Source organism: Arthrobacter sp. fls2-241-R2A-200, from assembly GCF_030209745.1.
In the GTDB taxonomy this organism is placed as follows: domain Bacteria; phylum Actinomycetota; class Actinomycetes; order Actinomycetales; family Micrococcaceae; genus Arthrobacter.
On the sequence record NZ_JARVRJ010000009.1, the window covers coordinates 382,748 to 397,753 of the forward strand.

Annotated in this window: 17 protein-coding genes; 9 read left to right on the plus strand and 8 right to left on the minus strand. The window is 62.6% G+C overall.

The features are described 5' to 3' along the window. Positions 1–46: 46 nt before the first annotated feature. The 3 genes from QRN42_RS11830 to QRN42_RS11840 all read right to left on the minus strand — a co-directional run bounded on the left by QRN42_RS11830 (position 47) and on the right by QRN42_RS11840 (position 3,912). Complete coding sequence (locus tag QRN42_RS11830; protein ID WP_284979348.1) at positions 47–2,404, minus strand: glycoside hydrolase family 65 protein; 2,358 nt, start codon at positions 2,402–2,404, stop codon at positions 47–49. A gap of 29 nt (positions 2,405–2,433) precedes the next feature. Next, positions 2,434–3,159 (minus strand): HAD family hydrolase, encoded by a 726-nt coding sequence (locus tag QRN42_RS11835; RefSeq protein ID WP_284979349.1) that lies wholly within the window; start codon positions 3,157–3,159, stop codon positions 2,434–2,436. A gap of 126 nt (positions 3,160–3,285) precedes the next feature. Continuing rightward, positions 3,286–3,912: an alpha/beta hydrolase gene (locus QRN42_RS11840; RefSeq protein ID WP_284979350.1), complete on the minus strand. Its 627-nt coding sequence runs from the start codon at positions 3,910–3,912 to the stop codon at positions 3,286–3,288. A gap of 25 nt (positions 3,913–3,937) precedes the next feature. On the opposite strand from QRN42_RS11840, the gene QRN42_RS11845 reads away from it, so the two are divergent. After that, positions 3,938–4,411 (plus strand): helix-turn-helix transcriptional regulator, encoded by a 474-nt coding sequence (locus tag QRN42_RS11845; protein WP_284979351.1) that lies wholly within the window; start codon positions 3,938–3,940, stop codon positions 4,409–4,411. Positions 4,412–4,421: 10 nt separating this feature from the next. Then, entirely contained in the window at positions 4,422–4,823 is a 402-nt protein-coding gene (locus tag QRN42_RS11850; protein WP_284979352.1) for a VOC family protein, read from the plus strand. A 27-nt stretch (positions 4,824–4,850) separates the two neighbouring features. Here the strand turns inward: QRN42_RS11850 and QRN42_RS11855 are convergent, their stop codons facing one another. The 3 genes from QRN42_RS11855 to QRN42_RS11865 form a co-directional block, all read right to left on the minus strand. Then, on the minus strand, positions 4,851–5,984 hold the full coding sequence (locus QRN42_RS11855; RefSeq protein ID WP_284979353.1) for a glutamate--cysteine ligase 2: 1,134 nt from the start codon (positions 5,982–5,984) through the stop codon (positions 4,851–4,853). A 38-nt stretch (positions 5,985–6,022) separates the two neighbouring features. Then, the gene (locus tag QRN42_RS11860; protein WP_284979354.1) at positions 6,023–6,499 is read right to left on the minus strand and encodes a hypothetical protein; all 477 of its coding nucleotides are present in this window, start codon (positions 6,497–6,499) and stop codon (positions 6,023–6,025) included. A 205-nt stretch (positions 6,500–6,704) separates the two neighbouring features. Then, entirely contained in the window at positions 6,705–7,478 is a 774-nt protein-coding gene (locus QRN42_RS11865; RefSeq protein WP_284979355.1) for a GAF and ANTAR domain-containing protein, read from the minus strand. Between the two features lie 174 nt (positions 7,479–7,652). Here QRN42_RS11865 and QRN42_RS11870 point away from each other — a divergent pair, with 174 nt between their 5' ends. The 6 genes from QRN42_RS11870 (at position 7,653) to QRN42_RS11895 (ending at position 12,796) form a co-directional block, all read left to right on the plus strand. Continuing rightward, positions 7,653–8,084, plus strand: a complete 432-nt coding sequence (locus QRN42_RS11870; RefSeq protein ID WP_284979356.1) for a hypothetical protein — start codon at positions 7,653–7,655, stop codon at positions 8,082–8,084. A gap of 63 nt (positions 8,085–8,147) precedes the next feature. Next, positions 8,148–8,345 (plus strand): hypothetical protein, encoded by a 198-nt coding sequence (locus QRN42_RS11875; protein WP_284979357.1) that lies wholly within the window; start codon positions 8,148–8,150, stop codon positions 8,343–8,345. Positions 8,346–8,655: 310 nt separating this feature from the next. Further along, a complete protein-coding gene (locus QRN42_RS11880; protein WP_284979358.1) occupies positions 8,656–9,444 on the plus strand; it encodes a DeoR/GlpR family DNA-binding transcription regulator in 789 nt (262 codons plus the stop codon). Further along, a complete protein-coding gene (locus tag QRN42_RS11885) occupies positions 9,441–10,433 on the plus strand; it encodes a 1-phosphofructokinase family hexose kinase (RefSeq protein ID WP_284979359.1) in 993 nt (330 codons plus the stop codon). Before QRN42_RS11880 ends, QRN42_RS11885 begins: the two co-directional genes overlap by 4 nt. Further along, positions 10,430–12,478 carry a PTS fructose transporter subunit IIABC gene (locus QRN42_RS11890; RefSeq protein ID WP_284979360.1) on the plus strand — a complete coding sequence of 683 codons (2,049 nt, stop codon included), beginning with the start codon at positions 10,430–10,432 and terminating at the stop codon, positions 12,476–12,478. The genes QRN42_RS11885 and QRN42_RS11890 overlap by 4 nt, the downstream gene beginning before the upstream one ends. Before the next feature lie 39 nt (positions 12,479–12,517). Further along, positions 12,518–12,796, plus strand: a complete 279-nt coding sequence (locus QRN42_RS11895) for an HPr family phosphocarrier protein (RefSeq protein WP_284977025.1) — start codon at positions 12,518–12,520, stop codon at positions 12,794–12,796. 162 nt (positions 12,797–12,958) lie between these two features. Here the strand turns inward: QRN42_RS11895 and QRN42_RS11900 are convergent, their stop codons facing one another. Together QRN42_RS11900 and QRN42_RS11905 are read right to left on the minus strand one after the other, a co-directional pair. Beyond that, complete coding sequence (locus QRN42_RS11900) at positions 12,959–13,915, minus strand: DNA topoisomerase IB (RefSeq protein ID WP_284979361.1); 957 nt, start codon at positions 13,913–13,915, stop codon at positions 12,959–12,961. A gap of 38 nt (positions 13,916–13,953) precedes the next feature. Beyond that, entirely contained in the window at positions 13,954–14,433 is a 480-nt protein-coding gene (locus QRN42_RS11905) for a Dps family protein (protein WP_284979457.1), read from the minus strand. A gap of 308 nt (positions 14,434–14,741) precedes the next feature. On the opposite strand from QRN42_RS11905, the gene QRN42_RS11910 reads away from it, so the two are divergent. Beyond that, the gene (locus QRN42_RS11910; RefSeq protein ID WP_284979362.1) at positions 14,742–14,912 is read left to right on the plus strand and encodes a hypothetical protein; all 171 of its coding nucleotides are present in this window, start codon (positions 14,742–14,744) and stop codon (positions 14,910–14,912) included. Positions 14,913–15,006 lie beyond the last annotated feature (94 nt).

Below are 15,006 nucleotides of genomic sequence, written 5' to 3' on the forward strand. Positions count from 1 at the left end.
CACTGCTACCGGCTAACGCACGGGGCCGACTAACGCACGGGGCCGACTAACGCACTATGGGCAGTCCCGCCGTCGGGAAAACGCTGGGAAAGATCGACGGCGGCGGCACCGGTACGTCGTCGACCGGCACGGTGACGGCGTCCATGCCAACAGTGATGTGCTGGTCGCGCACATTCACCGGGAGTGGTTCGGCGCTGTAGTCCGGGCCGGACACGAGCTTGAGCACCATGGAGCCGGGGACCAGCTCCACGGACAGCAGGCGGCCTTGGACTTTGAGGCTAAAGGACAGCCCCTCCCACTCCGCGGGCAGCCGGGGGTCAAAACGCAGGACGTCACCCTGGTCCCGCATGCCTGCGAATCCGCAGACCAAGGAGCTCCAGATACCACCTGTGGAGGCGATGTGGACGCCGTCGATGGTGTTGCCGTGGGAGTTGTCGAGGTCGATGAACAGCGCGTCCGTGAAGTGCTGCAACGCCACATCGTTGTAGCCCACTTCTGCCGCCATGATCCCCTGCACGCAAGCGGACAACGTGGAGTCGCCGGTGGTGATGGGATCGTAGAAGTCGAAGGCGCGCTGCTTTTCCTCCGCGGTGAAGTCCTGCCATTGAAGGAACATGGCGAGCACCGTGTCGGCCTGCTTGAGCACTTGGTGCCGGTAGATCACCAGCGGGTGGAAGTTCAGCAGCAAGGGGTACTTGGACTTCGGGGTGTTCCAGTCCCACGGTTCCAAGGTCATGAAATCGTTGTCCTGGCTGAAGACCTCAACATGGGGATCGTACGGCAAGGTCATCCGCTCGGCGGCCTGCCGCCACACCATCCGCTCTGTCTCGGCGATGCCCTCGTTCTCCAGGGCCGCAGCGGTCCGCAAATTAAAGCGCGCCATGACGTTGGTGTAGAGGTTGTCGTTGACAACAGCGGTGTATTCATCGGGGCCCGTGACGCCGTGGATGTGGAACATCCCGTCCTTGCCGAAGAAGCCCAGCGAAGCCCACATCCGGGCCGTTTCAATCAACAGCTCGGCGCCCAGGTCAGGGCCGAACGTGTCATCGCCGCTGGCCCATTGGTACCGGTTTGCCGCGAAGGCAATAGCAGCGGCAATGTGGAACTGGGCGGTTCCTGCAGCGTAATAGGCGCTGGCCTCAAGCCCGTTGATGGTCCGCCACGGGAAGAGCGCCCCGTCCACGCTGAGTTCTTTGGCACGAATCCTGGCATCGGGCAGCATCGCGTGCCTCGATTCGAGGACCTTCCGTGCACCCAAGGGGTTGGTATAGGTCAGGTAGGGCAGGAGGTAGACCTCTTGGTCCCAGAAATAATGACCCTCGTACCCCGATCCACTGACTCCCTTGGCCGGAATGCCAGCTACGCCGGCACGGGCCGTGGCTTGGGCGAGCTGGAACAACGCCCAGCGGACAGCCTGCTGAAGCTCCGGCTGACCGCCGATGGAAACGTCCGCCGTCGTCCAGTATTCGTCGTAGTGTGCCGTGCTCTGGGCGAGGATCGCAGAAAACGGTACGAGGTTGGCTTCCGCCTCCGCGGCAAGTGCCTCGCCAACATCCTCCGCGTCGCTCGCCGACCCCGCCACTACGTAGCTGACAGTCTTTTCCATGCGGAACTGTTGGCCGCCATGGATAGCCAGAACGTAGCGGACGGATGAGTCGTCCTCCCCTACCGCCGTCTCAAACGGTTGCACTTCTGCCGAGATCCAGTGATCCACGGCTACTGCCACTCGTTGGCGTGACTCCGCCGTCTCCCATGCCAAACGCAGGGAACCATCGACGCCGTTCAGGTACAAGGGAAGCAACACACGGCCCGCGTGCCGGCCGGAGCGGCGGGGATCGTGGACCGAGTGGTCCTCCACCGGCTGGTCCTGCCGGTTCACGACGCCGGAGGTGATGTCCGCGGACACGTCCCGGTCAGCACTGATGGACAGTTCCAAGCCGAGGCACCCGCGGGAATCGAACCCTACCGCGCGTCGCTCCACCGTGGTGACGGTAGCGCCCGAGCGGCACGCCCACGTGGTGCTTACCTCGTACACGCCTGTGGAAAAGTCCACGCTCCGGCGGTAGTCCACCACTGTGGATTCCGCGAGGCTGAGAACCTCGCCGTCGATGGAAACGGTGAAGTTGTTTGCGTCCGGCACATACACGATCCGCTGTCCGGTACGGGCGAACCCATAGGCGTTCTCGGCGTGCTTGATATCCCAAATCTCATGGAATCCGTTGATGAAAGTACCCAGGAGCTCCCCGTCGCCCGCCGCGGCATGGGCGCCGCGAATGCCAAGGTGTCCGTTGCCAAGGGCGAACAGGGTCTCAAGCGTTCCTTCGTCACCGGGGACGTGGACGCTCTCAACGAGCTTCCAGGGCTCGCACGGAAAACGCATGCGATCAGAGGTAATGAGTGCCATGGGCGGGTGGATCCTTCGAAAAAGTAGGTTTAGAGAAGATCGCTGAGGTCGTCGACCACCAAAGTGGCACCAGCCTCAAGCAGTGTCTGGCGGCCCGCCCCCCGGTCGACGCCGATCACTGCGAAAAAGTCAGCCGCCGCACCGGCCTGAACGCCGGAAACCGCGTCTTCGACCACTACGCATTCCTCCACCGGCACGCCCAAAAGACGCGCGCCGTAGACATACGTGGCCGGGTCCGGTTTGCCGGGAAGCCCGACGGCGGCAGCCACCTGTCCGTCCACCACCACCTCGAAGTGGTGGTCCAGTCCTGCGGCCCTCAGGACCGCTGGCGCGTTCCGGGATGAGGAAACAACGGCCACTTTCAACCCCAGTTCGACGGCGGCGTTGATGAACTTGACGGATCCGGGGTACGGTTCCACGCCTCGGGAGTCCACAATCCCGCTGAAAATGGCATTCTTTCGATTGCCCAAACCCTGCACGGTCTCGTGGTCCGGATGGTCATTGACCGGACCTTCGGGCAAGGTGATTGCCCGGGATGCGAGGAAGTCCCGCACGCCGTCGAAACGCGGCTTGCCATCGATGTGGTCGAAGTAGTCATTTTCGCGGTATCCCTGCGGATGTCCTGCGTCAGTCAGATACCCGTCGAAAAGCTCTTTCCATGCCTGCTCATGAACAACCGCGGTGGGTGTGAGCACGCCGTCGAGGTCGAACAACAACGCCTTGGCGCCCGTCCAGGCGTTACGGTGATCGGTCATGTGTGGTTCCGTTCCGCGCCTAAGGCGCGTGTGATGGTTTCAGGCAACAGCCCAAAGTGTAAGCGCTTACAATTTCGTTCCACAAGGGCGCTGAAGAATGCGCTGGTGAGACGGCTCTTCGCGGGTTCAGATTCGCTGGTTGAGGGCGTAATACTTCAGGAACGCGCTGACATCCACCAACTCGGCTTGCCCAATGCGATGTCCCATTCCGGGATACGTGCGGGCCGTGAGCGCCGTGTTCGCGTTCAGCCACTCCTTGGTGTGGGCGATGGCGTCTTGGTTAATCACTGGATCCGCCTTGTCCCTCCCCCAGAAAAACGGGGGCGGCGTATCGAAGGATTCACTGAGGCCCAAGAGATCATTGTCCATGACGAACCCTGACAATCCTACCGTGGCCGCGAACTCCTTGGGTCGCAGTCGCAGCAGTGTGCTGGCCATGGCCATTCCTTGGGAGTAGCCCAACAGGCACACGCTGCTGTGCTCCCCTTTGACGGAGTTGATCCAGTCGAAAACCCTGTTGGTGGACGTGATGACGTCCGCGAAATCGTTGGTCAGGAAGTAATCCAGCAGAAACCAACCGTGGCCGTCCCCGATCATTTTCGGGCCCCGTAACGCCGCGCAGGTGAACTCACCCGGTAGGTGCGGGAAAAGGTTCGCCATCCGCTGCTCGCTGGTGCCGTAACCGTGCAACATCACCAGCAAGGGCGTGCCGGGACGTTCTTTTTCGGGCTTCGACCACACCACTGAATCCATGGAAAGAGACTAGTAGACTGACGCCATGACACCGCAGGAACTGGCCAATCTGGCCCATCTGCGTCGCGCACGCGATTTCATTGATCGCGAATACGCCCGGCCGCTGGACGTGCCCACCATGGCCGCCGGCGCGCTGATGTCCCCCGCGCATTTCTCGCGCCAGTTCAAGGCCGCCTACGGGGAATCGCCCTACAACTACCTGATGACGCGCCGGATCGAGCGGGCCATGGCGCTCCTGCGCGCAGGAGTGAGCGTCACCGACGCATGCATGGAGGTCGGCTGTACTTCCCTTGGCTCGTTCAGCACCCGTTTCACGGAAATCGTTGGCATGACTCCCAGCGACTACCGGGCCCGCGAGCACCATGCGGCCAAGGCCATGCCCAGTTGCATCGCGAAGCAGCACACCAGGCCGGACAGGCACGGCCGTCGTCGGGCAGCAGCGCAAGAGCCGGAAAACCTGAGCAGGATTGAAGAAGCGCCCACGTCAAAGCTGCAATAGCGTGTGAAACATGAACATTTCATTGAAGTACACACACGTAACAGTCAACGACGTCGACCAGGCACTTCCCTTCTATCGGGACGCCCTGGGCCTTGAGGTCCGTAACGACGTCGGCTCTGACGGGCAGCGTTGGGTCACGCTCGGCAGTTCCGCCCAACCCGAACTGGAAATTGTCCTCTCCCCGCCGCACGCTGGCCGCTCGCAGGCCGATGGCGACGTCATCCAGGAATTGGTGACCAAGGGCGTCATGCCCATGCTTGTCTTCAACTCCGATGATCTGGACGCCACGTTCGAGTCCCTGCGTGCTTCCGGCGCAGAGGTCCTCCAGGAACCGATCGACCAGCCGTGGGGTCCTCGCGACTGTGCTTTCCGCGACCCCTCCGGCAACATGATCCGCATCAACCAAGGCTAGTCGCCGCCGTCGTACGGTGCCGTTGGCTTAGCGGCTCAGCAAGCCGGCGTCGGTCCGATCACCGTAGTGGTGGGTGGACGCAATGGCAGCAGAGACGACATCCGGCAGCCGCAGGCGCCGCCTGTATGCCTGCCGCTGGAGCCTCTCCCCCGTACCGCGGCGGAGGATGCTGGCAACGCCGCGGCGCGCGAGCGCCAAGTCGCCGGCCTCCGCAAGGGCGTGGCGGATGTGCCGGAGTAACGCTCCGGCCACATCCGCTGCCGGGAACGGTTTCTCCTCCGCGGGGTGCCATAGCTGCTGGTTGATGCCAAAGCGGCTGGATTTCCAGTTGGCCATGCGAAGCACCGCCGTCTTAGTGCTCGACGGCGGCTCCCCCCGACGCCATGCGGCCGCCGAGGTTTCCACCAAGGCGCGTGCCATGACTGCCAGGGTCAGGGCATCCTCCGGAACCAGGCAGACGTCGGCGATCCGCAGCTCAACAGTGGGCTGGCCCCTGGAGAGCCGGGCGTCGAAATAAATCATTCCCTCGTCCATGGGGACACCCGTGCCCAGGAGTTCGGTCAACACGGCCCGGTATGCCGCGGCTGATCCGAACACATCCATGGGTCCAGCAGTGGGCCACCGGTTCCAGATCTGGGTTCGGTAGCTGTCAAAGCCAGTGTCAACGCCCATCCAAAAGGGGGAATTGTCACTCAATGCCAGAAGTACCGGGAGCCAGTGGCGCATGCGATCCAGCACCCCCACGGCTTCCTCGGATGATTCCACGGACACGTGAATGTGGAAACCGCACGTCAACTGCTCCCGGGCGATCAGACCGAAGGCGGTACCCATGGTGGCATACCGTTCATTCCCCGCCGTGGGCGTCGCATGGAAAACAGGAGGAGTGGCCAGCGCAGCTACCCGGGCACCCAGCTCGCTAGCGGCCTCATCCGCCAAGGCACGGCCGGCGCAGATTTCCGTCCACAACTGCGCCGCCGTGCTGCACGGGCGGGAGTTGACCTCGATTTGTTCCTGCTTGAACTCTGACTTCAGCGAAGGTCCGGCGTCTGGATCCGCCTCAGCCAGGGCCGCGATGTCCAGTATGCTGCCGGCCAAGGCCAGCGGCGTACCCGCGAGGGGATCTGCAATCAGCAGTTCCTCTTCCACCCCGAACGTCCGCATAGCCGCCCCTCCCGACGATGATCAAATTGAGACGGTGGTCAACCGACGGAACGGGGAACCTCCATCTGGAATCCGCAACGGCAGTGCAGTACCTGGGTCTGCAGATACACCTCCAGAAGGCTCGGATTCTCCGGATCATCAGTGTTGCGGGGCGCCGCGATGATCTGTTCCGCCGGGCGGCCCAAGGTCATGGGCTCACCGCAATGAGTGCAGCTGAACCACAGTCCGGCGGCGGAGGTGGAGAGAAATTCCCGCTGAATCTCAGGGACTAGCTGCTCCAAACGGACTGCGTGGGCATAAAAGGTGTCACATTCGCTGCAGGTATAACTCACTTCAACCACATGGGACCGGTTCGGTTCGGCTTCGACCACCGTTTCCACGAATATGTATGAGTCAGTGTCGCAGACCGTGCACCATGGCGGCGCAGCAGCCTCAGCCGTTGCGGGGGCCGTGCGGCGTGCGGTTTTCAAGCGGCTCTCAGGCTTTGGGGCGGGAAGTGCGGATCCAAGCGTCATTGCCATTCTCCTTTGCTCCTGCTGGAGTCCTACAAGGATGCACGCTTGGGGCCGGCCGATAGTGACCACGGCGCTTAGGGTGCAGTTCTTGGACCATCTGAGGATGGCACCACGTCATGAGACTCCAAGGGCTATCTGCTTAACCCACCTAAAATGTAGTGCAAGAGTGGCGGCCGTCACAAGTGAGGGGCCTTGCATGGCTCCGTTACGGCTCAAAGTGCGCCACTGGAGCGCGGTTGGAAACGGACTTGATCAAAGACTCGGCGACATCGCGGAGCTTCAGGTTGCGGGTGCTCGATGCTTTCTTGAGGATCTGGAACGCCTCCTCCTGGGTACACCGGTTCTGGCCCATGATGATGCCGCTCGCGAGGTCGATGGCGGTCCGGGACTGCATGGCCTCCTTGAGGTCTTCCGCGTGCTGCTGCTTCACGCCGATCCGGACGGCCAACCTCAGGGAACGCTCCGCCTGGGAGGCATAAGCTTCGCAGTTTCGGATGGTTTGCTCGTCGTACACATTGGCTTGCGGCGCAAAGAAGTTCAGCGCCGCTGTGGCACCTTCATCAAGTTCCAACGGAACACAGAGGGCAGCCATGTGGCCCCGCTCTGCGATGACGCCACAGTACTCCGGCCACCTCTCCTCCTTGGACGTATCCGGAACGTGGACGGTGGCATGGTGGCGCATCGCTTCCAGGCACGGACCGTCACCGTACTCTTGCTGAACTTGGTCAATCAGCCGCGCCTCATGGGTACTGCCGGCCACCGTTGCGGTGCGCCGACGGCGACTCAAGGTGATGCCACAAAGAACATCCAAGCCCACGGCCTCGGACACGGCCGCCGCTGAGAATGCAGCAAGCTCATGGAGGAAGCCACCCACGTCATCGCTGTCAATGACCAGGTCCTGCAGCTGTTCAGGGACCGAAATGTCATCGGACGCGGAAACATCTTCAGGCACCGCAAAATCAACGCTCATCTCGTCCATGCCTTAGTCTACTTTTTGCCGGGACCTAAGTGTCGAGTCTTTTTCGGCCGATAGCAAATCCTTGCTTTCCGCGGATACCTCAGTGCAGAATCTAGCTACGGTCATGCAACATTGACCGGACCTTCTTCCGCTCAAGCAGCTGGGCGCCCCGCAGCACCATTGCAGAGGTGACCCATGCCGGCCCAGCCAGCATCACGCGTTCCGGACGAAGCACAGCAGCCGCCGGATGAGCCTCTGTGGTGCAAGCACTGCGACACCGACCAGCATCTTTCGGTGGATTCCATCCAGTCGCACTACCCGCCCCTGCCCAACGTGGTGGACGTGACTTACGAGTGCAACGCCTGCCGGTACTCCTATGAGCACACTGCCTCCATCCAACGCGTGGCATTGGTGTTGAATCGCCCTGGAGTCACGCCAGGGGTGCTGCAGTTTGGAGGCCAATTCCTTCATTGCGGCGAGCCCATGAAAACCCAGAGCCACGAGCTGCGTCGCATCCAGTGCCTCCTTGCACTGGGGCCAAGGCCCTCCGAACAGCTTTATGAGACCTGCATTAACACGCGAATCCTCGGCTGCAACTGCGGGTTCCGCATGGAAATCCCCGACTAACCGTCGGGAACAGGCAACGGGGCGCGCCTACCGGCAGGTCCCATGACTATCGGGAGAGTTCAAATGCACACACAACCGAAAAGGACGGAATCCAAGATCGCGGCCGCCGCGCCGGGATCGACCAAGCACAAAGTACCGGACCCGCCGGATCCGGACAACCTTCCCATCGACTACCCGGGAACCGGCGTCGATCCCCGCATTTCGGCATCACCGTTTCCCCGGGACCGCCAGAGCCGCCTCAGGCCACAGCCACACTCATAAGCCCACGGCGGCCGGTAAGCAGCCGGCCTCATCACTGCACATAGACACACCACCCCTTCAGGCGGGCCTCGGCGCTCCGCGCCGGGGCCTGAAGAAAGAGGGCGTGCCGCACTTCAGGGAGTGCAGCACGCCCTCGCTTTTTTGCCGCCAGCCTTCGTGCTTCCTCGCTTGCACCGATCAATCTTTGTTTTTGTTGATATGCCTTGACTTGTCCAACAAAACAAAGATATAGTCAATCAATTCCACATTCGTGTGACCCTGGTCACCACATTGGAAGTTCGACTCATCGGTTCGTCGCAATGGAGGGCAAGTGTTCGCCGAAGAACGCCAGCAACTGATCTCCGAGCTCGTCACAGAGCGCGGACGGGTGAGTGTCACGGACCTCGCTGAGCGCTTCAGCATTACCACTGAGACAATCCGCCGCGACCTCGCTGCCCTGGAGGACTCCGGGAGCCTACGTCGCGTTCATGGTGGCGCAGTCCCCACAGACCGCCTCACCACCCGGGAAGAAAGCATCTTCGAACGCGCCATCCAGCGCCAATCCGAAAAGCTCCGTATCGCAAGCGCTGCCTTGGCCATGGTCCCCGGCGCCAGCGCCAGCATCCTGTTGGACGCAGGGTCCACCACGGAAATCCTCGCGGACCTCTTGGCTCAGCGGGCCCCTTCTTCCCTTGGGGGCGGCGAGCTCGTGGTGATTACGCACGCCATTCCCATCGCCGGCAAGCTCTCCTCAGCCCAAGGGATTGCCCTCCAGACACTCGGCGGGCGCGTCCGCGGACTAACGCAGGCCGCCGTCGGACAATCCACCGTGGATGCGGCCTACCGGCTTCGGCCTGATCTCGCCTTCATCGGCGCCAACGGCATCCACCCGACCTTCGGATTGAGCACCCCGGATCCCGAGGAAGCCGCGGTAAAAGCCGCTTTCGTAAAGTCCGGCCGCCGGGTGGTTGCGTTGGCCGACTCTTCCAAGCTGGACGCTGAAACGCTGGTCCAGTTCGCTACTTTGAAGGACGTTGACACCTTGATTACAGACAGGCAACCTTCCCGGGACCTGGCAGAAGCCTTGGCAGAGGCCGGCGTCGAGGTGGTGGTCGCATGATCGTCACATTGACCGCCAACCCCAGCTTGGACCGCACCGTGGAACTTCCTGGAGCGCTGGTCCGCGGAGAAGTGCAGCGTGCCGTCGCCGTTCACCAGGAGTCCGGGGGCAAAGGCGTCAACGTCTCCCGGGCGCTCGTGGCCTCCGGACTTAAGACCTTGGCGGTGCTCCCCGGCGCCGCCGCGGATCCGGTTCTTTCAGGACTGCACGACGCCGGCGTCCCGTTTGCTGCCTTGCCCATCGGCCAGGCGCTGCGCAGCAACGTCACACTCACCGAACCCGATGGGGTCACCACCAAGATCAATGAACCCGGCCCGGAATTGAGCGAAGAACAGCAAGAAGCCCTGATCGGGTTGTTGCTGGAAAGCTCCCGTGGTGCCAGCTGGGTTGTCCTCGCAGGCTCCCTCCCACCAGGAGTCCCTGCGGATTTCTACGCCACGATTGCGCGCCGGCTCCGGTCGGACGCAAACGGAACGGCAGCCCCCGGCATCGCCATCGATTCCTCCGGAGCCCCGCTTGCGGCGGCCTTGGTGGGCGATGCGGCAGGGAAGCCGGACCTCCTCAAGCCGAACGCGGAAGAGCTTGCCGAACTCGCCGCCGCGGCCGGCTTCACCAACGTCTCCACAGCTGAGCAGCTGGAGGCAGACCCTGACAAAGCTGCCCAAGCCGCTGCCGCCGTCGTTGCCAGCGGTGTAGGTGCCGTCCTGGCGACGCTCGGATCCAAAGGCGCAGTGCTGGTGACCGCAGATGGTGCGTGGCTTGCCACTCATCCACCGATTAAGGCCGTCAGCACAGTAGGCGCCGGGGATTCTTCCCTTGCCGGCTACTTGTTGGCCCAAACCCAGGGCGGTTCCGCAGAGGACTGCCTCCGTCAAGCCGTGGCACATGGTGCCGCTGCTGCTTCGCTGCCGGGCTCCACTGTCCCGGCAGTCCACCAAACAACCCCCCATGCCGTAACCATCACGGCCCTTCAGAAGGACTCACAGTGACCCAGCTGATCACACCCCAATTGGTCACCCTCGACCAAAACCTGGGCGGCTCGCCAGAGGACGTCATCCGTGTCTTGGCAGGCAAAGTTGCCGCCGCCGGCCGCGCCACCGAGGTCGAAGGACTCTTCGCAGACGCCTTCGCCCGGGAGCAGAAGACCGCCACCGGCGTCCCGGGTGGCATCGCCATCCCGCACTGCCGCTCGGCCGCTGTGACGGAACCAACCCTCGCCATGGCACGCCTGTCCCACAAGGTGGATTTCGGTGCCAAGGACGGCCCGGCTGACATCATTTTCTTCATCGCAGCACCGGACGGCGCCGATCAGGAGCACTTGAAGCTGCTCTCCAAACTGGCGCGCTCCCTCATCAAGAAGGACTTCACGGCGGCGCTGCGTTCCGCTTCCACCCCTGAAGAAATCGTGGAACTGGTTGATGGCGCCATCAGCGATGCTCCGCGCACCACCGAAGCCGCGAGTGGGGGGCCCGGAGTGGTTGGCCAACGCGAAGCGGCCGCTGCTTCAGCACCCAAGCGCCTCGTCGCCGTTACGGCCTGCCCCACCGGCATCGCCCACACCTACATGGCAGCTGACTCGCTCGTGGCCGCAGCCAAGGAGATGGGCGTGGATCTTCAGGTCGAGACCCAGGGTTCCTCAGGAGCCAAGCCGCTTGACCCGGCGATCATCGCCGCCGCGGATGCGGTGATCTTCGCCGTCGACGTCGACGTTCGTGGCAAGGAGCGTTTCGCCGGCAAACCGGTCATCAACGCACCGGTAAAGCGTGGCATTGACGAGCCCACCAAGATGGTCCAGGAAGCCCTCGCCGCTGCAGATGACCCCCGCGCACGCCGCGTGCCGCACTTTGGCGCCGAGGAGCAGGCCGAGCGTGCCCAGGAAGAAGGCAGCGAGCACATCGGCCAGAAGCTGAAGCGTGCCCTGTTGACCGGCGTCAGCTACATGATTCCGTTCGTTGCCGGTGGTGGCTTGCTCATCGCACTGGGCTTCCTCATGGGCGGGTACCTGATCACGGGCTTCGCGGACAAGATCGTGGTGGAGAACAGCATCTTCAATCTCCCAACAGCCTTCCCTGACAACGCCTGGGGCCCCCTTGGCGCCTACCTGGGCGCGGTCCTGTTCAAGATCGGAGCCTTGTCCCTCGGCTTCCTGGTGCCCGCACTTGCCGGATATATTGCCTATGCCATCGCTGATCGTCCGGGCATTGCCCCGGGCTTCGTCGCCGGTGCAGTGGCCGGATTCATGGGCGCCGGCTTCCTCGGCGGCATCGTGGGCGGCCTCCTGGCAGGCTATGTCGCACACCAACTGGGCAGGCTGAATGTGGCGCGCTGGCTGCGCGGTCTGATGCCCGTGGTGATCATCCCCTTGATCGCCTCCCTCGTGGCATCCGGCCTCATGTTCTTGATACTCGGCGCACCCATCGTGGCATTGACCAAGGCCCTGAACACAGGCCTTTCCAGCCTCACAGGGGCCGGCGCCATCATTCTCGGCATCATCCTGGGCCTCATGATGTGCTTCGACCTCGGCGGTCCCGTCAACAAGGTCGCGTACTCCTTCGCGGTGGCAGGGCTGGGCGCTGCGTCCGTCACCAACCAGGCACCATGGCAAATCATGGCAGCAGTTATGGCGGCAGGCATGGTTCCCCCGCTCGCAATGGCCCTCGCAACCGTCCTCGACAAGAGGCTCTTCTCCCTCGCAGAACGTGAGAACGGCAAGGCAGCCTGGCTTCTGGGAGCCTCGTTCATCTCTGAGGGTGCCATTCCGTTTGCCGCGGCCGATCCCCTGCGCGTCATCCCGGCCAGCATGGTGGGAGGCGCAGTCACCGGCGCGCTGTCCATGGCCTTCGGAGTCACGTCAAAGGCTCCTCACGGTGGCCTGTTCGTCTTCTTCGCGATCGACAACTTCCTGCTGTTCTTCCTGTCCATTGCTGTGGGAGTGGTCATCACCGCACTCTTGGTCATCGCCCTCAAGCGCTGGGCCGTCAAGAAGCCCGTAGAGTCGGAAACAGCGCCGACGGCAGCTACCGTCAGCGTCTAGACTTCCCAACAAAGACCGTTCACTTACAAAGGAGCACCAATGCCTGAACGTACAGCCACCATCGCAAGCCGCGTCGGCCTCCATGCCCGGCCGGCCGCCATCTTCGCAGAAGCAGCAGGCGACCTGGATGTCGAGGTCACCATTGCCCGCCAAGGCGAGCCCGCCGACGACGCCATGGATGCCGCAAGCATCTTGTCGTTGATGAGCTTGGGTGCCGCACACGGCGACGTCGTGGTGCTGCGCGCTGAAGGCGAAGGAGCTGACGAAGCACTGGACAGCCTGGTGAAGATTCTCGAAACGGACCACGACGCCGAATAGCTCGCCGGGCGCTGGCGGCATTCGGCCGCTCGGTCCCGCGACCGCTCGGCCAACCAAGGCGTAAGGCAAGAGCCTGGGCAGACCCCGCATGGGTCAGCCCAGGCTCTTGCTTTGCGTCAGCCCCCTTGCTGTCCGTCAGCCCACTTGCTGTCCGTCAAGGCCTCAGTCATCCACACCGTTGAGGAACGCGGCGATGGAAGCTTCCGTTGGCTTCACATCCTGGAGTCCGCCGTCGAGATAGGCCTCAATGATCCGCGGGTCCACGTAGGACGACCGCGCTACTGACGGCGTATTGCCCAAAAGCTCCGAAGCCTCCTTGATGGCCCGCACTATCGCTTGCCTTGGGGTGCCCTTGTGGCCGGACTTGATCAGGCATATCGCAGCTGCGGCAGTCCCTTTCCACGTGCGGAAATCCTTGGAAGTGTAAGCAGCCCCTGCGATGCCCCGCAGGTACTCATTGATCATGGAGGCATCCACCGATACCCATGAGCCGTTGGCCTGGAAAGCAAGCAAGCGTTCCTTGCCGGGACGTTCCGCGAGGGGCTCCAAAAAGGCGGCCAGCGCAGGATCGTGGATCGAGGTATCCCAAAGGTGTCCGCTCTTACCGCGGAACTTCAGATAGACGTCGGCTCCATCAACGCGTGCGTGACGGCACCGAAGAGTGGTCAGCCCGTAAGAACCGTTTTGCTTCATGTAGCTTTCGGAGCCCACCCGGAGGGCCCCCAGGTCCATCAAGCGGACAGCGGCGGCGAGGGTCTGTTGCCGCGGCGAGGTGCTGTCCTGCAGGTGGACGGTTACGTTGCGTCTCACCGAGGGCAGGACCAACCCCAACTGTGCGGCGCGGATGAACTTTTCGGCGTCCTTCTGTTCGCGCCAGCGCGGGTGGTAAATGTATTGGCTCCGGCCTGCACCGTCCACCCCCGTCGCCAGAATGTGGCCGTGCTCGAAAGGGCTGATCCAGACGTCGGTCCAAGCAGGCGGGATCGCCAGCGCATTAATGCGCTGGCGATCCTCCTTACTGGCCGGCGATCCGTCAGGGTGCCTGTAGCTGAATCCCTTGCCGGCCTTCCGGCGTATTATGCCGGGCTTGGAAAGGTCGCTGCGCCGTAACCGGGGCATGCCGCTCAGCCGTTCGCGTTAGCCGGATTCCGCTATGCCTAGGCCTCGTCCGGGTCCGTGACCGCGGTGTCGGCACTCATGATCTCGGCATTGATCATCCAAACGAGCTGCTCCAGCCGGGCGATAAACGCATGCAACAGGTCCGCCGTCGTGGGGTCTTCTTCGTCGACCTCGTCGTGGACATCCCGCATGGTCCGCACGGCACGTTCAACGCGGTCCGTCACCAACCTGACGGCCTTTTTGGTGTTGACCAATCCGGCCGGGAACTCCTCCAAGCGGGTGCCCTGGGCGATCGTGGCACTGCGTCCGTCCGGGAGGGCGTGGAGGGCGCGCATCCGCTCCGCAGTGTCGTCCGCGAACTGGCGGGTGGCAAGGACGAGCTCGTCCAATTGCAGGTGCAAGTCCCGGAAGTTAGGGCCCACAATGTTCCAGTGAGCCTGCTTGCCCTGGAGTTGGAGCTCGATCAGGTCCGTCAGGACGATTTGAAGGTTGTCTGCGAGCTGTTGCGACGCTTTCATGGTGTTCCTCTCGTGGACGGTCATGCGAGCGAATAGCGTTGCCACCAAAATCCTTGGCAACCGCCCGATCATCAAGTGACGACTCCCCCCAGCCTTTCATAAGGACCCTTAGTAGTACAATGAAGTGTGGTTGCTGTTCACGACCGGCGAACTTCCGTTAGGGAAAACGTCGATTCGTGGAAACGATAAAGCCCGCGGGGAGTTTATTCGCACCGAGGGCTCCGAAATATGGAACCGAAGTAAAAGGGAACGCATCATCGGGGACCGAGACAAAGGTTGAAGATCCCCCGGAAAGGAATGTGCTGACCATGAATACGCTTCTGATTATTGCTGGCATTGTTGCGATTGTCCTTCTCCTCGTTGGCGGGTTCGCCCAAGCAGTGAGCTGGCTGCTGTGGGTGGGAATCATCCTCTTGGTCGTCGCGGTCATCGGTTGGATCCTGAACTACATGTCAGGCCGCCGGGGCCACACCGTATAAACCAACGCCGGCCGTAAGGGCTGTCCAAGCCGCAGTCGAACTGCACGCCGGGGCAGCCCTTTCGTGTCTGGCACCGATACCACACGGCGGGGAG